At 55.3% G+C, this 19922-nt stretch carries 16 protein-coding genes; 8 read left to right on the top strand and 8 right to left on the bottom strand.

What is annotated here, in order from left to right; all coding sequences use genetic code 11:
• Positions 1 to 93 precede the first annotated feature (93 nt).
• Positions 94 to 1107 carry a hypothetical protein gene (locus tag J3U88_RS22925; RefSeq protein ID WP_207861324.1) on the top strand — a complete coding sequence of 338 codons (1014 nt, stop codon included), beginning with the start codon at positions 94 to 96 and terminating at the stop codon, positions 1105 to 1107.
• 33 nt (positions 1108 to 1140) lie between these two features.
• Here the strand turns inward: J3U88_RS22925 and ybaK are convergent, their stop codons facing one another.
• Positions 1141 to 1614: a Cys-tRNA(Pro) deacylase gene (gene ybaK / locus J3U88_RS22930; RefSeq protein ID WP_207861325.1), complete on the bottom strand. Its 474-nt coding sequence runs from the start codon at positions 1612 to 1614 to the stop codon at positions 1141 to 1143.
• Between the two features lie 810 nt (positions 1615 to 2424).
• On the bottom strand, positions 2425 to 4635 hold the full coding sequence (locus J3U88_RS22935; protein WP_207861326.1) for a M4 family metallopeptidase: 2211 nt from the start codon (positions 4633 to 4635) through the stop codon (positions 2425 to 2427).
• 522 nt (positions 4636 to 5157) lie between these two features.
• Between J3U88_RS22935 and J3U88_RS22940 the strand changes: the two genes are divergently transcribed.
• A complete protein-coding gene (locus J3U88_RS22940; protein WP_207861327.1) occupies positions 5158 to 5511 on the top strand; it encodes a hypothetical protein in 354 nt (117 codons plus the stop codon).
• Positions 5511 to 5966: an ATP-binding protein gene (locus tag J3U88_RS22945; RefSeq protein WP_207861328.1), complete on the top strand. Its 456-nt coding sequence runs from the start codon at positions 5511 to 5513 to the stop codon at positions 5964 to 5966. The genes J3U88_RS22940 and J3U88_RS22945 overlap by 1 nt, the downstream gene beginning before the upstream one ends.
• 546 nt (positions 5967 to 6512) lie before the next feature.
• Here the strand turns inward: J3U88_RS22945 and purH are convergent.
• From purH to J3U88_RS22975, 6 genes are all read right to left on the bottom strand, one after another.
• Positions 6513 to 8093: a bifunctional phosphoribosylaminoimidazolecarboxamide formyltransferase/IMP cyclohydrolase gene (gene purH, locus J3U88_RS22950; protein ID WP_207861329.1), complete on the bottom strand. Its 1581-nt coding sequence runs from the start codon at positions 8091 to 8093 to the stop codon at positions 6513 to 6515.
• Between the two features lie 179 nt (positions 8094 to 8272).
• Complete coding sequence (locus J3U88_RS22955) at positions 8273 to 8983, bottom strand: hypothetical protein (RefSeq protein WP_207861330.1); 711 nt, start codon at positions 8981 to 8983, stop codon at positions 8273 to 8275.
• 486 nt (positions 8984 to 9469) lie between these two features.
• Entirely contained in the window at positions 9470 to 12118 is a 2649-nt protein-coding gene (locus J3U88_RS22960; protein ID WP_207861331.1) for a response regulator, read from the bottom strand.
• A 12-nt stretch (positions 12119 to 12130) separates the two neighbouring features.
• Positions 12131 to 12466, bottom strand: a complete 336-nt coding sequence (locus tag J3U88_RS22965; RefSeq protein ID WP_207861332.1) for a PilZ domain-containing protein — start codon at positions 12464 to 12466, stop codon at positions 12131 to 12133.
• Positions 12467 to 12599: 133 nt separating this feature from the next.
• Positions 12600 to 13469 carry an MBL fold metallo-hydrolase gene (locus J3U88_RS22970; RefSeq protein ID WP_207861333.1) on the bottom strand — a complete coding sequence of 290 codons (870 nt, stop codon included), beginning with the start codon at positions 13467 to 13469 and terminating at the stop codon, positions 12600 to 12602.
• A 137-nt stretch (positions 13470 to 13606) separates the two neighbouring features.
• Positions 13607 to 14794 carry a TRAP transporter substrate-binding protein gene (locus tag J3U88_RS22975; protein WP_207861334.1) on the bottom strand — a complete coding sequence of 396 codons (1188 nt, stop codon included), beginning with the start codon at positions 14792 to 14794 and terminating at the stop codon, positions 13607 to 13609.
• Positions 14795 to 15212: 418 nt separating this feature from the next.
• On the opposite strand from J3U88_RS22975, the gene J3U88_RS22980 reads away from it, so the two are divergent.
• The 5 genes from J3U88_RS22980 to J3U88_RS23000 form a co-directional block, all read left to right on the top strand.
• Positions 15213 to 15767, top strand: coding sequence for a TRAP transporter small permease subunit (locus tag J3U88_RS22980; protein ID WP_207861335.1), 555 nt, complete (start codon positions 15213 to 15215; stop codon positions 15765 to 15767).
• The gene (locus J3U88_RS22985; RefSeq protein WP_207861336.1) at positions 15760 to 17085 is read left to right on the top strand and encodes a TRAP transporter large permease; all 1326 of its coding nucleotides are present in this window, start codon (positions 15760 to 15762) and stop codon (positions 17083 to 17085) included. Before J3U88_RS22980 ends, J3U88_RS22985 begins: the two co-directional genes overlap by 8 nt.
• A gap of 101 nt (positions 17086 to 17186) precedes the next feature.
• A complete protein-coding gene (locus J3U88_RS22990) occupies positions 17187 to 17993 on the top strand; it encodes a class D beta-lactamase (RefSeq protein ID WP_207861337.1) in 807 nt (268 codons plus the stop codon).
• A 216-nt stretch (positions 17994 to 18209) separates the two neighbouring features.
• A complete protein-coding gene (locus J3U88_RS22995) occupies positions 18210 to 19262 on the top strand; it encodes a putative sugar O-methyltransferase (protein WP_207861338.1) in 1053 nt (350 codons plus the stop codon).
• 296 nt (positions 19263 to 19558) lie between these two features.
• A partial coding sequence (locus J3U88_RS23000) for a hypothetical protein (RefSeq protein ID WP_207861339.1) occupies positions 19559 to 19922 on the top strand: 364 nt, incomplete at its 3' end.

The raw sequence follows: 19922 nt of genomic DNA on the forward strand, positions 1-19922 counted from the left end.
CGCAAGCTTCGCAGGCCAAGGGCCCCCGATCCTTCATGAAAAGCTCAACAAAGCCCGCGCAGCGGACGATAAGCGGCCCAAGAGGAAGTGCCCATGGTCGAAAAAATAAAAGAACTGATCGCCACCCTCAAGGAACGCCTGAGCGAATTCGACATGAACGCGCTCAAAGACAAGGCACGCGCACTCCCCGAACGCATCAAAGAACTTCCCGCACGCTTCAAAGGGTTGCCGGAACGCCTGCGCGAAACGGATTGGCGCGCCCAAGCGGAACAACTCAAAGACCCCAAAACCTTGCTGAAAGTGGTCGCCCCCGTGGGCCTTGCCCTGCTCCTGATGACCCTGTTCGGCATGTGGCTGTTCCGCGGCGACACCCCCGACCCCGGTCAAGAAACAAACCAGGCGGCAACGGCCGACCAGACAAGCGACGCCGCCGCCGCGGGCTTCACCCAGGTTCCGCCACCCAATCACCCTTTTCTTTTTCAACCGCTGTGGTACTGGCAAGAGGGCGACCAAACCCTCCAAGGCAGCGGGTTTGTGGTTCAAACTCCCGACAAGCAACTGATCGGCGTCACGGCGGCAGCCTACCTGGCGGCGGACAACCGCGGTTTACCCACCGCGGTGGCCTGGCTGCCCGTCACGGACCCAACCCAAGCGCTACCCAGTCGCCAACGACTGGGTGAACCAGGTCGCCCGGGTAGCCAAACGCCGCTGGATGTCCGCGACGACCTCAATCTGTTCCTGCTGGAAGGCGCACTTCCCAGCAACCAAATCTTAACGCTATCCGGCGGCAAGGGCCCGGTCCTCGGCACCCGTATTTGGTTTGCCGACAAAAATTTCAAAGCCAAGCTCGGCTTCCAATGGCGCGAGGGTGAAATACTGGCCACGGAGCCGGGTTGCTTGGTCGCACGCCTGGACAAAAGGGTCACGCTGGGATCGCAACCGGGTTCACCGGTCTTTTCTCAAGAAAACGGAACATTGATCGGCATGGTGGTTCGCCTCCATCCCGAGGAAAACCACACCCTGATCTACATCAACCCCTTAACCAACCTCGGCGAACAACTGGATAAAGGCCGCGCTCAACCCATGGCTGCCCTGAACAGCAACTAATCCGCATTTCCCGTCACCCGCTTCTACGCTAGGTTAGGTGGCCGCGGACACGGGCTGCGCCGACAAAACATCGGCTAACACCGCGGGCGCAATCGCAACCAAAAACCCGCGCTTGCCGCCGTTGATGTAAATTTTTTCCAGCTCGAGAATGCCGCGTTCAACATAAACCGGCATCTTCTTTTTGGTCCCAAAAGGGGACGTCCCCCCAACCATATAACCGCTGTGTTTCTGGGCGACTTCCGGCTTGCACGGCGAAATCGCTTTAACGCCGAGCAAACGCGCCAATTCCTTGGCGGAAACCTGGCGATCACCGTGCATCAAAACCACCAGGGGTTGACGGCGCTCATCTTCAAAAATCAGGGTTTTCACGACCTGGTGCTCATCAACACCCAAATGCGCGGCGGAAGCGGCGGTCCCGCCTTGCGGCTCATAGCGATACAAAAAAGGTTCAAAGTCCACCTTGTGTTGGCGCAGCACCCGCACCGCGGCGGTCACTGGTATTTTCAAAACCCACCCCCCTTTCTCGGTTCCTTGGATTGTTGGTTGATAGCATACATGGATTAGCGCGCATTGGCGCGGCCGGGTTCGCCGGCGTGGGATTCCTTTTAGACAGGGCTTGGGATTCTTTATTTCTCAGGAAACCAGGATGATTACAGGATACGCGGTCAGCGACTTGCTTCACCCCTGCTCAGAGGCGCCGCGGATAAAGGGGTCCACCTGGATCATTGCCTTTTTTAACCTAAGAAGCGTTGAAACGCGGTGATTTTCGCTAAACCTCGGGGCTACAACGGCCTGTAAAAATGCGCACCGCACCCAATGGTGCACGTCGTGCGCGAACCCGGCCCGCTTTCCCCAAGCCATTTTGCTCCATATCTTTAGCAGAAACCCTTGGCTTATATCGCGCTTCTTAGGTTTAAGCGTCCCACGCGGATTCGTCACCCCTGCGATCATCCTCGGGATCGTAAACCAATAACCTCACCGCCGTGGACTCTCTGAAAAAAAACACGCGTCTCGGCACGCGCTTGATGCGTTCACCCATCCTAAACGACAGTTTGTTTTACAGACAACGCCACCCGTCGCGGAACCAGGTTCCAGGTGGCCCCGTTATCCAAGGCGCTACCACGCCGGGACGCGCTCAAACCATCATCGCCCATCCTCTATTCATCCTGCTATCCTGAGAAATAAAGGATACCAAGCCACGAAAAAAGACGCCAAACCACGCACCACACGAGCATCCAAAAAGCAAAACCCCTCCACACCGTAGCGTGAAGGGGTCTTGGTTTCCGTCAGCGAAGTGACGGGTTATGTGGGTTTGGTTTATTCAACAACTTCGTAGCTCAGGTTGAGGTTACTGAAGGAGCTGTAAGCGCGAATGCCGATGTGGTAGGTACCGGCGGAAACACTTACCGAGCAAGACTCGGTGTTGCCCCAGCGGTAAGGACGGCAGTCGTAAGAAGTGGTGGTAGGTTGGGCGCCGGCACGAACGTAGAGGTCGGCGTCACCGGAACCACCGGAGATGTTGACGTTCAAGGTAGCGCCACACTCACCAACGGTGACGGTGCGGTAGACCCAGTTGCCGGAAGAAGCGCTCAAACCGGACTCAGAGTCGCTAGGCAAGGTACAAGGACCGCCCTCATCGTAAGAAGCGACCAGGGTTACACCGGAGTAGGCGCTGTAAGCGCGAACACCGATGTGGAAGGTGCCGGCGGCAGGGCTGGCCACGGTGCAGGTTTCAGAGTTACCGGAACGGTAGGGACGGCAGTCGTACTGGCTGGTGGTAGGTTGCGCACCGGCACGGGTGTAGAGGTCGGCGTCGCCGGAACCACCGCTGATGCTTACGCTCAGGTTGCGTGCACCGGCAGGGATTTCGATGGTGTAGAACGCGAAGTCGCCGGTGCTGCCGGAAAGACCGGTAACAGGTACACCGTTTTGCAGTTCGCTACCACCGGTGTCGCCACCCGTATCGCCGCCGGTGTCACCACCGGTGTCGCCACCGCTCAGGGTGATGCCGACTTGACCGAAAGCGTTAACAACGGTCGCAGCGTCGTAGCCGAGGTCGGCAGCCGCGTCCAAAGCACCTTGGGCACCTTGTTGGTAGTTCGTAGAAGAAGTCCAGTAGTTTTGGTTGGCGCGGGTGAAGATTTCGAAAGCTTTGCGGGTGTCCCAGTTGGAAGAAGTCGCGATCAAGTAAAACGCTTTGTTGAATACACCGGAAGAGTAGTGTACGTCCATGCCGCTGGTGTAGTCGGAAGCGTGATCGATAGAACGACCGTCTTGGGGAGGGTTGTTCATGTAGCGCAGGGCGCCGTTGGATTTGAAGATGTCTTGGCCAACCAACCAGTCGTTGGAGCCGCGGTCGAAGAATTCAGCAGCTTCACCGGCCATGTCGGAGTAAGCTTCGTTGATGCCGCCGGATTGGTTGCGGTATACCAGGTTGGAGTTTTGCTCGGTGAAACCGTGGCAAACTTCGTGAGCGGATACGTCCAAAGAAACCAAGGGGTAGAAGGTGTTGCGACCGTCACCGAAGGTCATGGCGGAACCGTTCCAAAACGCGTTTTCGTAGTTGGTGCTGTAGTGAACGCGCATGGTCAACTGGAAGGTCAGCGGCGCGGTGTTGAACCACTGGCTGAACATGTCGAAAACAACTTGACCGAAGTGGTGGGCGTCGTTCAGGGGAGAGTAAGCACCGTTGATTTCTTTAACGGTGTTCTCGGGGCAGGTGAAGCTGTGGGGCGTGCTGCCGGAAGTACCACCGTTCAGGTTAACGGTACGAACGTTGGCGTTAGACATGGAGCAGGTGCTGCCACTCTGAGCAACGTTCAAGAAAGGAACACCGTTGGAGCCGTATTCGTAACGACCGATTTTTTGGTTACCACCAGGGCCGGTCGCATCAGCATGCGCCAGACCTTCGAATTGGAGCAGGAAGTCGCCGGTTTTGGCGTCTACCAGGTAGGTGGGACGGGTGGGTTTGCCGCCGGCTTTCTCATCCGCGAAAAACGAGACGTAGTAAGCCAAGCGGGGCTCGCCGTTGTCGGCGATGTAAATAACCATTTGAACTTTTTCGTTCTCCATGGTTGGAGAAGCGAAGTTTTGAACAGCCACGGTGTCTTGAATCGCGGCGGCGAAAGCTTGCTTGGAGGGAACCGCGGGCGTTACGTCAACCAACTCAGAACCAATCCCGGCAACGATCTGACCGTGCATCCGAACGATGGCACCCTGAGCATCGCGGGTAACGGCGATGTTCTCACCCCAAACAGGAATACCTTGGTAGTACTGTTGGTAGCGGGTGTGACGCAATTTGGTGGTGGCGTCGGTACGGTCGGAAAAAGAAGTCAATTGGTTGGTGGCGGCGTCCAAACCCACAACGCTTACCAGCGCTTCGTTGGGGTTCAAGTTAGCGGCACGCCACATGTCGGGCTGTTGACGCAGATCGATTTTGTCGGCGGCCATGGCGGTAATTGCGCACAGGCAAGCGACGAATACGAGCAGGGGTTTGCTCCAAGAACGGAGTCTTGAATAAGCTTTCATCTTTTTTGTTCTCCTCTGAATTTCAAAACATATGAACGATTTTGGCCGGATTCAAGTAAGACCATTAGGCGATGGTCAACTGAGGCCAAATAAATTACCAGCGTAAGGACAGGTGTTAGATGCGTGTTTCAGGATACTTCACCAGAAAAAGAAGTCAACTCTTTTTCTTTACGCAAGTGTTACATTTTTCACAGTTATCGCCGCCCAAGCCAACAAGCTACCCAATGAGAGCAACTTAAGAACCCGCTATTGTAAGCGCGTTTTTTTCGAATGTAACCAGAGGCACAATTCCACGGCGAACCCTTTACATTAAGCGCTGCTTCAACAACGGCTGCCCTTGCTTCCCGCTGATCGGTAAGCGAGCTTACCCTTCTCTCAAAAATCCCCGGCAATGTGAATTTCCCCACCGACACAAACACGGCCGTCACACAAGTCCCTCTCGGGAACCACCACCCGGCCAGGAAGCGTCCCCAAGCAACTCGGGCTTCGGTTATAATGTTTGGGTGAATTGAGGAGGACGCTTTGCAAAAGAAGGAAGAACGCTTCCGGTTCTCCGATCTGGCCTACCTAATCCCCGTTTTGATGCTGGCCGCGATCGGACTAATATCCCTGGGTCCGGTGATCTGGCTTTCCCTAACGATGCTGCAAACCATGGGCGTTGAAACCACGCTTTGGGTCTTTTTTGCTTTTAGCTGGCTGACGGTAACCGGTTTCGGGTTCATAAAGTGGTGGGACGCAACCTTTTCCCCTGCCAACCTACGCTGGAAGTGGCTTGTTGCGCTGGTGTTACTTCCCATTCTCGGCGGCTTCATATTCTTGTTCGTTGAAACAAACCGCAAACCCAGCCTCACGCTTGTTTCCGAAACCGACGCGTAATGAGTGCCCGAACCACCCTCGAAATAAGCAATGAATTCGAAGCCATTCGCGGCATGAGCGAAGCGGTCGAAGCTTTTTGCCGCGAGCAGGGCATGGACCAACACGGCCTGATGTCCCTCAACCTCGCCCTGGTAGAGTGGGTCTCGAACATTATTAAGTACAGCGGCTTGCCCCACGGAAGCCACCACATTCAGCTCGAAATCAGCCGTGAAGACAATGCGATTGTCACCACCATATGTGATCCCGGCGTCGCCTTTAACCCCAGCGACACCCCGGAACCCGATCTCGAAAGCGACATCAAAGATCGCCCCATCGGCGGGCTCGGCATTTATATCATCCGCAACTTGGTTGACCAGTTCAGTTACCAACGAACGGGCGAGCGGAACCAAATCACCATGCGCAAGCAGCTTAGATCGGCCGAACCCGAGGAAAACGCGACAAACCCCGCGCCCTAGCCGCGCTTTCCCACCGGCGCTTCATCAACAACAAAACAGGGTGCGTGGCTTCCCGCGATCACGCCGGCACCGGCGTGCGCCAAAGTGCATATTATGTCGGTCCTCAGAATTTTTCGCACGAGCAGCAGCATGAACACACGCGCAACCCACCGCAACAAACTGTTAAAATTCAGATACTTGCAAATCCAGATACATTTTTCTGGCTCTCCAGTGAAAAAAATCACAATTTAATTAAACATTGACACACCTCGGCCGATATATTTCGTAGATGCACAGCAATGATACAGGTGTTTAAGTTACCGGCACACACTTAGTTTTTCCCTCTGAATTCGCGTTTCTCCCCGCGAATAGACATAAAAATTACAATCTTTGTAAATCTCCTCCTCGGTAAGGAAGTCGCCTCGGCGACTTCCTTTTTTTTATGCCTGTTTATCCCTTGCTTCACCTCACCCACAACGGGACCGTGTCGATCACCGCCAAACACCGTCCCGCCTGAATGCAGCATCACGATCACCTTCCCACGGGGCCTTCCGCAAGGAGGACCAACTAGTGTTTGAAGTGACGTGTACCCGTAAAGAACAAAGCAATCCCATGCTCATTGGCGGCGGCGATCACTTCCTCATCGCGAATAGAGCCGCCTGGCTCAACAATGGCGGTAATCCCCGCGGCGGCGGCGGCATCCACGGAATCGCGAAACGGGAAAAAGGCATCGGACGCCATGGCACTCCCCTGGATCGCCAGCTCGGCCTCGGCGGCTTTGCTGATACCGATCTTTGAGGAATCAACCCGACTCATTTGGCCGGCGCCGATACCAACCGCACCATCAGCATCGGCATAAACAATGGCGTTTGACTTCACGTGGGGAACGATGGTCCAGGCCATGATCAAAGCGGCCCGTTCCTCATCCGTGGGTTTTCGCTCGGAAACCAACTTCCAATCGCCAAAGGGAATCCGCACGGTATCCTTATCTTGAACCAACAAACCGTGATCCAATCGTTTCACTTCCAGCCCTTGGGGCAGACCGCTCTCGGGCAGGGTTATTTGCAACACGCGCAGGTTCTTCTTGCGCTTGAATTTCTTGCGGGCGGCCTCACTGAAGGCGGGCGCAATCACCAGTTCGGCGAACTGCTCGTTAACCGCGGCGGCGGTCGCCTCGTCCACTTCCCGGTTAAAGGCAATAACACCACCAAAAGAAGAGGTTGCATCGACCTGACGCGCGCGCCGGAAGGCCTGCTCCAGTTCATCGTGACAGGCAACCCCACAAGGGTTGGTGTGCTTCACGACCACGGCGGTGGGCCGTTCGAAATCACAAACACAACGCCAAGCCGCTTCCATATCCACCAAGTTGTTGTAACTCATCTGCTTACCTTGGTGCTGGGTCATGTAGTCGGGCATCGCGGCACCGTCAACGCGGTAGAATGCGGCGCGCTGATGGGGGTTCTCCCCATATCGCAACACTTCCTCGCGAGCGGCACTCATACGGAACGTGGGCGGCAATACTTGATCCTCAAGCGGCGACAATTGGTCGTCTTGCGCTTGTAAACCATCGAGGTAATCGGCAATTTTGAGATCGTAGGCAAAAGTATGTTGAAACGCCTTTTGGGCAAGATGCAGCCGCAACGCCAAACTCGGCAAGCCGGAGGCGTCAACCTCTTCCAAGAAACGGGGGTAATCGGCCGGATCGGTCAAAATCGAAAGGTGCTTGAAATTTTTGGCCGTGGCGCGAACCATGGTCGGGCCGCCGATATCAATATTCTCGATTGCATCAGCCAAGGTAACGTCGGGCTTGGCAATAGTTTTGGCAAAGGGATAGAGGTTCACCACCACGACTTGGATGGGTTGAATGTTGTGATTCGCCAATTCTTGGCGATGCTCGTCCAGTTCATAGCGAGCCAGAAGGGCGCCGTGAATTCGTGGGTGCAGGGTTTTAACCCGACCACCGAGGATTTCAGGGAACTCGGTCACATCCGCGACTTTGACCGGGGACAAACCCGCGTTCTGTAAATGACGAAAGGTGCCGCCGGAGCTGAGAATTTCAAACCCCTTGTCCACCAAAGCCCGTGCAAAGTCTTCAATACCCGCTTTATCGGAAACACTGATCAACGCTCGTTTCACTTGTGTAGCCATGCCGCTTTTTTCTCCGCATCGTATTGGCCGCCAAACCGACCCACCTGGGCCTGCTGCACAAAAGAATACAGCACCGAGGCACGTCAGACAGATCCCCGCCACGGGCGCAAACGCGGATGCCACAGCATTGCTGTGCCGTTTCACGCGGGCGAGGGGCGGTGACGCTCCGCGCGGTCGGATTACTTCAATCGCGACAGGTTTTCGCGCAATAGAGGCGTACGGGTGAGGTCACCGTCGGCAGCAGCCCATGCATGATACCAGAGATGCGCTGAGAGTCGAGCCACATTGGAAAAGTAGATAGAGCAAACACCAAAGACAGGATGACGCTCGTCAAAAAGGTAACGACTGTTGCCGTTCACCTGACGATAACCCTTGGTGAGAATGTCGCGATACTGGGTCCGCGTCTTAACCACATCCTGTAACTGGGTGGAGAGCCAATCCTCGGTAACGGTGGGACCGGGATAACCGTCAAACACAAAATGAAACCGATCCAGTTTTTTGTCGAGGTAAAAATCAAAACCCTCGTTGACATGTTTGGGACCGGTTTCCGAGGGGTCGACCAGCACGGCAACCAGCCCGGAAACAAAACCCATTTGACGGGCCACCTGCCCAAAAGGTGCCTGCTTGTTCACAAGTTGGGTAATTTTGCGATTTTCGAGCATGACACGCTCCACGGTGACGTCTTTCTGGGGTACGTCAAGCGCGGCTTCCAATCCGGCAAAAAGGTGTTTTCCGTTTTTGTGGATCACATAGCGAAAATTCTCGGGCAAGATGCTGTGGGCCCGGAAAGCGGAGTACTTGCGCGCACGCAACGGCGTCACACGATCATAGGAAAAAACCGGCAGACTCAAAAGAAAGAGCAAGCAACCGACACCAAAAAATCGCAACATGAGCAACTCCGATGAATCCGTCCAAGGCGGAAATGAAACCACCCACATTCTCTCGCAAAGTGTGACATGGAGCAAGGATGGCTGGTGGATTTTGGCATGGAAATAAATGAGAGGTTTCGTTTATCACGACCGGCGCTGTTGTTCCCGCCCAGGATTGAACAAGGCAGTTCCATTGCCCATTCTTTTTCCTCAGTGGGGTTGCCCTTTTGGGTGTGATGCGCCGGGCGCCCCGCGCTTCATCGGTGTTTGCGCAGAACCCTTGGATAAAACGAATACCCCGCCCCAAAAAAAAGAAAAACCCATGACGGGGTCACGGGTTAAACAAGGGAGTACAAGGTGACGACATAAATCGCCATGTTTGGTGGATCTCGAATGAAAAACAGCGTGGGGAAACATTGGCTATTCGCTGTTTTTCATCCGCAGACACAAGATTGGCGATGCAAGTACCGAGCCGAAAACAATTCCCCGGCCGGGATACACCGAATTTTAGCTGCTCCCGGTACTGAGATTGTCAATCATTTCAACCAGTTTTCCCATCGGAAACGGCTTGAGTAAAAAGCCGTCGATGCCGAGCGCTTTCACCCGTTGGTGCTCCGAGCCGTCGCGGCTCGAGGTAATCACGATGACCCGGTCCGGCGCCAAGCGCCGCTCCCGCATCTCACGGATAAAGACACGCCCATCCATAATCGGCATAATGAGATCCACAATAGCCAGATCGTAATTGCGTTGGGTTAAGCGAGCCATGGCGTCTTGAGGGCAGTTATCGATATCGACTTCATAACCCGCCTTGCTCAACACGGCATTAAGGGTTCGTGTGATCAAACGGGTGTCATCCACAACGTGAATGGATCGAATCGGTCGCGGCGCCTTGCGCTGCTGCAGCAAAGACATGGCGCGGTCGGCAAATTGAACAAGTTCCGGGTTTGGGTCGGCCAAAAACTGATCAACCCGTTCGACCAACCGCGGATCGGCAACCCGAACACACAAACCAATGGCGACCTTGACCAATTCGGGAACCCCTTGGTTGCGGTCCAAAAACTGTAAAACCATGTTGATAAGCCGCTCGTATTCGTAGGGATAATCTTCAAGCATGTGGGGTTTGAACATGAGGTTGAGCCGCCGGAAGGCGCCGGCGCTGCCGTGGTGGCAGGGATCATCCACCTTGTCCAGCATGTAGGTGAGGCTCTTGCGATCTTCCCCCGCGCCTTGACGCAGCCCCAGGGTCGACTCAACTTTATAGGCCAGGGTTCGCAATTGGGTACAGTCCTGCTGGGACAACAACCCATCGCGGTTTTCGGCAATCTCGCGCAAGGTTTCCACCCACACGCCGGGATGATGGGCCCCGTGCCAGTCAACCTTGCGCAACACGGCGAGGGTCGCATCGCGGATTTCCGGGTCCAGTTCATTCATCAGGATGGCGGTCCAAAACGCCATACTCCACACCAAATCCTCGGGGTATCGGGCCGGCTCGGTCTCGGCCAACATCTTTATCAAGACGGTGCTAAGCTGCTTTTTCTTTTGGACGGGATAAAGCTCAAGGACCTCCAAAATAGTGGCAAAAGCCCGCGGCCCGCCGGCAGTCAGCAAGGTGCACAGCGCGGTGTCGCGAATTTCTACAGGGTTTCCCGGCTGAAAGAAGGGCGCAACCGCCTCGCCCGTCTCCGGGGCGGGAAACGCGGCCAAGGCTTTGATGAGAATCAAGGCTTGTTCGTCGTCGACAACCTGCTCAAGGAGTTTTGCCAAACAAAGCTCACCCTCGGGCACCTTGCGTTCCGCGATCACCGGCGCCGCGGTCGCCACCAAGGCGGGTACATATTCAATGAGTAACTCTTCGAACAAGACCTCGGCGAAACCGGCATCAATCATCAGCCCGACGGCTTGACGGTGGATCTCGGGGGCATCGTGTTCGTGGAGCAGGTTCACAACCTGGGGCGGAAGTCGTTCTAATTTATAAGACCCGAGCGCCTCGAGCGAAACAGACAAGACATGGTCGTCGGGCGGAAAACTAATATAGGCCTGCAGTAATTTTAGGGCGTTTTTGGATTGGCAACCTTTGAGATAAGCCACCATAAATACGGGGCGAAGCGGATCGTTTTCATGGATCACATCTTCAATCTTTTGGGTCAGGTCTTCACCACCGCTTCTGTTGCGTAAAATGCCCAACAGGTGGCAGGTCGACCGAAGTAAATCCTGCTGTTGGTCGGCCCAGCTTTGGAAGGCACGCCCCAAACGGTATAACGCCCCGGTTAATTGAAGCTCGCCCTCCAGCACATGACCGAGAAAAACCCGCACCTCAAGCCAAAGGGGTTCTTGTAAACCAAAACTCTCGCGCACCATCGCCAACGCCTGCTCGAACCCCTCGCCGCCCAACAGGCGTTTAAAGGCCTGTTGGCGATTGTCATCCCAAGCGGCAATGGCCCCAATCAGCGCGGCGTAATCGGCGGGAACCCGTTCCGCGTAACCTTGTTCACGCAATAGAAAGCGACGAAATTTCTCCAAACGGTCGCGGCGCTTGGCGGCATCGGCCAAAAAAACCAAGACATCGTCGATCAAATCGGCCTCGCCAACCCGTATCAATCCCTGCAACGCGGCCAACTTTTGCGGGATACTGCCCTGGCGCAGGTGTTCCATGAAAAAAGGCACGTAATCGGGATTGGGCGTTTTGAGCATGTCCTCCAGAACGCTGTCCAGCGCCTCACCGCCGTCACGCGCTTCGGTAAAGGCCTGCATAAAAAACCGATGGTGGTGCCGGCCCCGCAACACAAGCATCACCTTCTCGACAACGGGCAGCAGCGCGGGCATCAACTGCGACCGCACGCGCTCCAGCGCGGCAATCGCCTCAAAGTGGGTCAGGTTTCGGTAAATCAGCAACATACTTTTGGCAAAAAGCTGGTTGCCTTCTTTGAGAATGGCGGCAATAAACACGGGGATGATGTCGGGTTCCGAATCGATCAAAAGCGCCTCGAGGAACGTCAAGCGTTCCCGACCCTCGAGGTTGACCACGACCTCGCTTAACAAAGGCAAAATTTGGCGCCGGTTGGTAGACAGTTCCCGCTCTAAGAACTGCCGCAACAACTTGTTGTTGCCGGTTTTGAGAATATCCTCAATCCGTTCACGCAACATGAGTTCATTCATGAGCAACCCGCCCTACAGGAACATAGCTTCGATGTAAGCGATAAACGCCGGCACGGCCATGCCTTCGATCTCCTTAAACTCCAACCCAATTAGGTAATTCCCATCCTCGTGCTCGCGGATGTGGCGAATCTCGGCAATCACCGGCACCAACTCCGAACGCTGCGGCAACTCAACGGAAACATCCATGCGTTGATGGGTTTCCATGGGTCGATCAACAATGCACAAAAAACCACCGCCGCTGATGTTTAAGACCTCGGCCAACAAAGGTTCGGTTTCACCGCTGGGGTGAATCCAAACGGCCATATCGCAATTAAAACGCTCAAAACGACGCGGGGTGGCAAAGGACATAACAACTCCGAGAAACATGAACAGTTTGACAGGGTTATCGACCGTTGGATGGAAGCGCTTGAGAAGCGGGCACAAAAAAACGCCCGCCGGTTGTTTTTCCCAACCGCGGGCGTTTTCTTCAAGAAGCGCAATGCTAAAGTGCGTTGTAAACGATGGCCACAAACTCATCCGGCTTGAGCCACTTTTTGCCCCAAATTTCGTCCCACTTTTTGGTGGGAGCCGCCTCTTTAATTTCTGCCAACGTTTTGCCGGCTTTTTTCATGGAACGCACCTTTTGGCCCACTTCTTCCAGCATCTCCAGGTATTGGATCAGGTCCCACTTGGTGGCGATGGGCCCATGACCCGGGATGATTTTGGTTTCGGAATCGGTATCTTTCAACACCCGCTTGACGGCTTTAATCATGCCGCGCATGGTGCCACCGCTGCTGTAATCAATCAAGGGGTACAACCCGTTAAAAAACACATCGCCCATGTGAATGACATTGCTCGATTTAAACCAAACGATGGAATCGCCGTCGGTGTGGGCGTTGCCGACGTGGTAAATATGAATTTCCTCATCGTTAAAATACCACCGCATTTCGCGGGTGAAGGTGATCACGGGCAATGCAGCCTCGGGAGAAGGCGGGGTTTTGCGATTAAGCGCGTGGGTAAAGTTTTCTTTTTGCATCCGCTCGCGCACCTTGCGGTGGGCCACCGTGAGGGTGCCCCCATTGCGGAAAACGGCGTTGCCGCCGGTGTGGTCGTGGTGCCAGTGGGTGTTGATAATGAACTTAATCGGGCCGGGCTCAATCGCTTTCACTGTTTCAGCCACTTTCTCAGACACCGAGGCGACTTGATCGTCCACCAAAAACAAACCGTCTTTGCCGCGCGACAACAGCATATTGCCGCCGACCCCTTCAATCATAAAAAGGTTGGGGGTTACCTGAGTGTAAGAAAGGCGAACCTCGTTTTGCGCCCACAACGAACTAACGGTCAAACAAACCAACACAGAGATCAAACGCATGCATGCTCCTCATCAATTCCATTTCACCCAAGCTGAAAAGGCACACCTTGGGTTCCCATTTTCGCTTAGCAAAGCAACACGCGGCCGGGTCACAATAGTCCAGGCCGCGCGATCTTAACGCTTGCAAGAACCGCGGGTTAACCTTTCGATTCCATCATTTGGCGCGCAAAGGCGGCGTATTCGGTCTCAGCGGTATTAAACCATTGGTAACTCGCATCGCGGAATGCCGACCATTGCTCGTAGACCTTGCGGTAACCGGCGTCTTTGGCTGCCAGCTCTTCCATCAAATCAAAGGACGTCTTGCGCGCCAGCTCCATGATGTCCCGCGCAAAAGGCCGCAACTGCGCCCCGGCTTCCAGTAAACGGGCCAACGCGGGCGGGTTCTTGCGGTCGTAATTCATGATCATGTCGTGGTCGGCTTCGGCCATGGCAACCTCAAGCACACCGCGATAATGGGCGGGCAAGGATTCAAGCGCGGCTTGATTGACCATAAACGACAAACTGGGGCCGGGTTCCCACCAGCCGGGATAGTAGTAAAACTTGGCGACCTTGTAGAAACCCAGTTTCTCATCGTCGTAGGGGCCGACCCATTCGGTGGCGTCAATGGCACCGCGCTCCAAGGCTGGGAAAATATCCCCACCGGCCAGAACCTGCACGGTCGCGCCCATGCGGCTCATGACCTCACCGCCGAGTCCGGGAATGCGCATTTTCAAACCGTTGATATCTTTGGCATTGTTGAGTTCTCGACGAAACCAACCGCCCATTTGCATGCCGGTATTCCCGCCGGGATAGTTGACGATGTTGAAATCGGCAAACACGGAGCGCATCAGCTCCAGGCCGCCGCCGTGAACCAGCCAAGCACTTTGCTGGCGCGCGGTGAGCCCGAAGGGAACGGCGCAATCAAAAGCCAAGACCGGATTTTTGCCTTTGTAGTAATAGGAAGCGGTGTGACCAATCTGCACCGTGCCCTGCTGAACGGCGTCGAGCACTTCCATCGCAGGAACCAATTCGCCTTGTGGATAGGGACGAATGGTGAAGGCCCCGTTGGTCAGATCGCTAACCCGTTTGGCCAGGGTATCGGCCACCCCGTAAATCGTGTCGAGTGCACGGGGAAAACTGGATGCCAAGCGCCAGCGTACCTTGGGCGAGGTGTGAACGGCGGGACCGCCATCGGCATGACCGTTGGGCGACGAGCCACCACACCCGTGGGTGACCAGCGCGGCGGCGGTCAAGCCGGAGGCCGCCTTCCATAAAAAGGCGCGTCGCCCGGTTTTGGCTTGAACCTTTTTGGGTTCGCTGGGAGGCTGAGCGGATCGGAAAACCATACATGCATCCTTTATTAATGATGTTCGGATAATACCTAAGAAGCACGATAACTCGCGGTGATTTTAGCTAAACCTCTGGGCTGCAACGGCATGAAAAAATGCTCAACGCACCCAATGGGTGCGCGTCCGCTTTTTTCAAACCATTTCGCTCCAGATCTTTAGCCAAAATCCCGCACGCTTATCGCGCCTCTTAGGTAATTGTCGCCCCATTGTAGCAAGGATTACCGGCAAAGGTCCGACGACAAAAAACGCCAAATAAGCCCACACCCGCCACCCTTCCTTGACCTAAAGCGCTCCGGTTTGCAAGAATACCGCGGACCTTTCACCCAGCACATTCCTCGCGGTTCCCGCGGATCTGCAAGAAACGCAAGCTGTGCGCGCGTTGGGAGTGACGCCTTTTTCCTGCCTGGAGGCTTGCATGCCGCCGCTTTACTTGCGTATCGCCGCCCGTATTGACCGCTTTTCCGATTTGACCGGCCGAACCCTCTGCTGGCTGACTTTGTTGATGGTCGTGATCGGTGCCTGGAACGCCGTCGCCCGAAAAACAGACCGCCTGACCGGTTTTCATCTCAGCAGCAATGCCTTTATCGAACTCCAATGGTATATGTTCAGCGTGATCTTTTTACTGGGCGCCGCCTACACCCTGCGCCATGGTGAGCATGTTCGCGTCGATGTCCTCTACGGGCGGCTATCGGAAAAAGCCCAGGCCTGGATTAATGTCGTCGGGACGTTGATTTTTTTGTTTCCCTTCTGCGCCCTGATGATTTGGGTCAGCATGCCTTCCGTGATCAATTCCTGGAAGGTTTGGGAAATTTCCAACGATCCCGGCGGTTTGCCGCGGTACCCGATCAAAACCATGGTGCCGATCGCTTTTTTGTTGCTGGCCGTTCAGGGTTTGAGCGAGTTGTTCAAAAATCTTGCGGTGATTTTGGGCCACACCGGCGATCGCGAACGGGAGGCCGACCATGGATGATTCACTGCTCGGTCCCCTGATGTTCGTGGTGGCCTTCCTGCTCATTTTTAGCGGCTACCCGGTGGCTTTTGCGCTCGGCGGCACCTCGTTAATTTTTGCCTTTATCGGCGTGCAAGCAGGCTTTTTCGACTGGCACCTGTTGTTCGCGCTCTCCAATCGAAATTTTGGCATTATGTCGAACTACGTGCTATTGGCGGTTCCCTTCTTTATCTTCATGGGCGCCATGCTGGAGAAATCGCGCTTGGCCGAGGATTTGCTCAAAACCATCGGCATGTTGTTCGGCCCCGTTCGCGGCGGTCTTGGACTGGCGGTCGTTTTTGTCGGGGCCCTCTTGGCCGCGGCCACGGGTGTCGTCGGCGCCTCGGTGGTCGCCATGGGCATGATTTCCATGCCGGTCATGCTCCGTTACGGTTACGCCAAGGAACTTTCGGCAGGCCTGATCACGGCATCCGGCACACTGGGCCAAATCATCCCACCCAGCGTGGTGCTGGTGGTCTTGGCCGACCAACTCGGCATCTCGGTCAACGACCTGTTTCGCGGTGCATTGATTCCCGGTTTGATGCTGGCCGGCCTGTACGCTCTGTTCGCGGTGGCGGTTGCGTTCTTTAAACCCAGCCTCATGCCCGCCCTCCCGCCCGAGGCGCGCGAGGTGCGCGGCGCCGCCCTGTTCCGTCAGGTCGCGCTGGTATTGGTACCGCCGTTGGCGCTGATCCTGCTGGTATTGGGCAGCATTTTCACCGGGCTGGCCACGCCGACCGAAGCCGGCGCGCTCGGCGCACTCGGCGCGGTCATTCTTGCGGCAATCAACGGGCGCCTGACCTTGGACCGCCTCAAGGAAACCATGCAATACACCACCAAACTGACCGCGATGGTGGTGTTCCTGCTCGTCGGTTCCACCGCCTTCGCCCTGGTGTTCCGCGGCTTGGAAGGCGACATTTGGATTGAGGCGCTGCTCACCAATCTGCCGGGCGGGGTGGCTGGTTTGTTGATCGTCGCCAACCTGACCATTTTCATATTGGGTTTTTTCATCGACTTCTTCGAGATTGCCTTCATCATCATCCCGTTGTTGGCACCGGCCGCGGCGGCGCTCGGTATCGACCTGGTGTGGTTCGGCGTCATGGTCGGCATGAATTTACAAACCTCATTCCTCACGCCGCCCTTCGGCTTCGCGCTGTTTTACCTACGCGGGGTCGCCCCGCCGGAGGTCGAGACGGTCCAAATCTACAAAGGCGCGATTCCCTTTATCATCATCCAACTCATTGGTTTGGCGCTGCTCATCGCGTTCCCGGAAATGGTGACGAGCATGATTCAAGGATGAAGCGTGCAAAAAGTTGAAAGATTGGCACAACTGAAGACTCTGTCACGGGCCCCAGACCATTCATTCAATAAACAAACTTTTGCACATTGGAGTTTTCAATCATGAGCTTTGTCTTGCCCCTGCTTGTGCTTGCTACCTTTGCGGGACCGGCCCCGGAGACCAACACCCCGCCCGCCCCCAGCAACCTGGATACCCTGTTTGACGGGTTCGATGCGACCCTGGTTCTTTACGAACAGCACAGCGATCAAACCTGGATCCACAATCCCGCCAAAAGCAACATCGGCACCCTGCCTTGTTCAACCTTCAAAATCCCCAACACCTTGGTCGGTCTGGAAACCGGCGTGTTGAAAGACCGTGACACCGTGATCAAACGCGATGCAGAAAAGTTCCCCGAACAGGATTGGTGGGGAAAAAGCTGGCGAACCGACCAGGCTAAACTGGCCCTCGCCTTCAAACACTCCATTGTTTGGTACTACTGCACCCTCGCGGATACCATGACCAACAAAGTGATTGCCAAACATCTCAAAGATTGGCAGTACCCGGTACCCGGAAATTTGACGTCCGGTTTTTATTTTTGGATTGAAGGCAACTACGGCGTCAGCCCGGTAGACCAAGTTGCTTTTCTGCGCCGGTTCTACAACCAAGAGCTGGGTTTGCGGGAAAAAACCACCGCCACCATGAAGGACATCATGATTCTGGAGGAAGGTGACGGCTATCGCTTTAGCGGGAAAACCGGCCTGTGCCGCATGCCGGACGACACCAAGGTCGGCTGGATGGTGGGTTACCTCGAGCACCGCAAAGGTTTGTACTTCTACGCCCTCCGGTTGGAAGGCAAGGAATACAGCGAGATCATGAAACACCGCAAGCCCTTGGTCCGCAAACTCTTCGCCAACATGGAACTGCTCTAATAAAACCGCACCTTGCCCGCTCAACCGCGGGGAAACCCGCACGCCGCCGCGAACGCCCAACCCCGTTCACGGCGGTTTTTTTCTTGGGATAAAAGCACTTGCCCCGCCGTTCATCGGTTACAATCGCAAAAAAACCAATCCACCGGCTCATGCCTCGCGGTTCCCACGAGAAAAGAGCGAAACCCATGCCGCGCTTGCGTTAGGAGGGAGCATCCCATGGACGATACGCTGCTTGAAGCCATGTTGGCCGACGTCCCCAAAGCACCCGAGCTGTTTAAACCCACCCAATTTTGGGCCCAGGGCATGATGCCGATTCTTCGCGATCTCAAACAACAGGGCTACCACAACTTTCGCCGCCAACGGGGTGCACTCGATATGTTCGTGCCCATTTACGGCTCGGTCGATTATTATTTGGACCGCGCGGCGATGGACGGGCTCATCGATGATTTCGGCAAAAAGATGCCGGAACTCGCTGAATTGTGGCGCGACCGCATCAACGGCCACGAGCAGGCACGTCGCGATTACGAACTGGTGATCGCGGCCGATCTCGACCGCGCCCCAGCATTTGATCGCATGTTTGAATCGGTCGTCGGTGAACCGGTGGAGCAATTCGTATTTGATGGTCGCACCTACAGTTGCGCCATGCTGCGATACCTTAAGTGCCTTGCTTTTCTTAAGAAGAAAGTGGACACCGAACCCATCCGCAACGTGCTGGAAATCGGGGGCGGCTACGGCTCACTCGGCGAGATTTTCATGCGTTCGCCCTCCCGCGATTATTTTTATGTAAATGTGGATATTCCGCCGACCGCGGCGGTTTCCACCTATTACCTGCAGGCCGCTTTTGGACGGAGCAAGGTCGCCAACTACTTGCAAACCCGAGACCTGGCGCCAATTAGGGTGGAACAATTGCGCGCCAACGGGTTTCGTGCGGCGGTCATCTGCCCCTGGCAACTCCCGGCCCTGGTGGGCGACTTCGAATTATTCGTCAACGCCACCTCGTTTCAGGAAATGGAGCCCGAGGTGGTTAAGAACTATGCAACCGAGGTAACCCGGCTAACCAGCCACACCATCCTGCTCAAAAACAGCCGTTACGGCAAAGTGACCGCCGAAACCGATACCGCGGTCGGCGTGCGTAAACGCACCACGCGCGAACACTACCTAAGTTACTTCAACCAATATGCGGTAAAGGCGATTGAATCGGCCGTGTTCGGCCAGGTCTACGACAACGGTTTCGAATCGGAAGTCATCATTTTTGAACGAAAACCGTGATCGGATGGACACCACGCCTGCAGAAGCGCCACACGGCCGGCAACCACCGGCAAACCGGTCGCATGATTCTCCGGCACCGAGCCCTTTACCACCAAGCCGGCTCACCGGAATTTTTGGGCACACGACCGCAATGCGCCCAACCGCCTTCTTAATTCAAAATGCCCCATTTGTGGTATGATCGCAATCTCACGTTATTATTTGCGAAACATTTCACGCTAAACACTTTATTTGTTTTTTCTCACCCACTCTTTTTCACCATCGTTTACCTCATTTACAACAGCAAGCTGGAGTTTTTCATGCCTCGCCTTGCCCTTTTTCTCTTTTTGTCCGTGCCCATGTTGTTTACTTTTGCGCAGGACGCTATTTCCCTCGATTTGCAGCCCTATGACCGCTATCAAGCGACGCCGACCGCAACCTTGGCCGGTACCCTGTCGCCCGCCGATTCCGTGCTGTTCCTCAACGGCAACGCCGTGACGCCGGACCCATCCGGGGCCTTTTCCGTCGTTGTTCCATTGATTGAAGGCGAAAACACCTTGCTGTTTCGCGCGACCCATGCCGCTTTACCCGCGCGCACCTTTAAGCATGCCCTGGTTTTTGATCAGACCCCGCCGCGTTTGTTGGTCGATCAGCCCGGCTTGCCGTTTTACACCAATCAAACCA

The organism is Acanthopleuribacter pedis, assembly GCF_017377855.1.
GTDB classification, from domain to species: Bacteria; Acidobacteriota; Holophagae; order Acanthopleuribacterales; family Acanthopleuribacteraceae; genus Acanthopleuribacter; species Acanthopleuribacter pedis.

Coding starts and splice junctions, on each gene's coding strand:
- J3U88_RS22935 (WP_207861326.1), bottom strand. CDS start 4,635: ATGAAAGCTTATTCAAGACTCCGTTCTTGGAGCAAACCCCTGCTCGTA.
- J3U88_RS22965 (WP_207861332.1), bottom strand. CDS start 12,466: ATGTCCTTTGCCACCCCGCGTCGTTTTGAGCGTTTTAATTGCGATATG.
- J3U88_RS22970 (WP_207861333.1), bottom strand. CDS start 13,469: ATGCGTTTGATCTCTGTGTTGGTTTGTTTGACCGTTAGTTCGTTGTGG.
- J3U88_RS22975 (WP_207861334.1), bottom strand. CDS start 14,794: ATGGTTTTCCGATCCGCTCAGCCTCCCAGCGAACCCAAAAAGGTTCAA.
- J3U88_RS22980 (WP_207861335.1), top strand. CDS start 15,213: ATGCCGCCGCTTTACTTGCGTATCGCCGCCCGTATTGACCGCTTTTCC.
- J3U88_RS22945 (WP_207861328.1), top strand. CDS start 5,511: ATGAGTGCCCGAACCACCCTCGAAATAAGCAATGAATTCGAAGCCATT.
- J3U88_RS22925 (WP_207861324.1), top strand. CDS start 94: ATGGTCGAAAAAATAAAAGAACTGATCGCCACCCTCAAGGAACGCCTG.
- J3U88_RS22955 (WP_207861330.1), bottom strand. CDS start 8,983: ATGTTGCGATTTTTTGGTGTCGGTTGCTTGCTCTTTCTTTTGAGTCTG.
- J3U88_RS22985 (WP_207861336.1), top strand. CDS start 15,760: ATGGATGATTCACTGCTCGGTCCCCTGATGTTCGTGGTGGCCTTCCTG.
- J3U88_RS22990 (WP_207861337.1), top strand. CDS start 17,187: ATGAGCTTTGTCTTGCCCCTGCTTGTGCTTGCTACCTTTGCGGGACCG.
- purH (WP_207861329.1), bottom strand. CDS start 8,093: ATGGCTACACAAGTGAAACGAGCGTTGATCAGTGTTTCCGATAAAGCG.
- J3U88_RS22960 (WP_207861331.1), bottom strand. CDS start 12,118: ATGAATGAACTCATGTTGCGTGAACGGATTGAGGATATTCTCAAAACC.
- J3U88_RS22995 (WP_207861338.1), top strand. CDS start 18,210: ATGGACGATACGCTGCTTGAAGCCATGTTGGCCGACGTCCCCAAAGCA.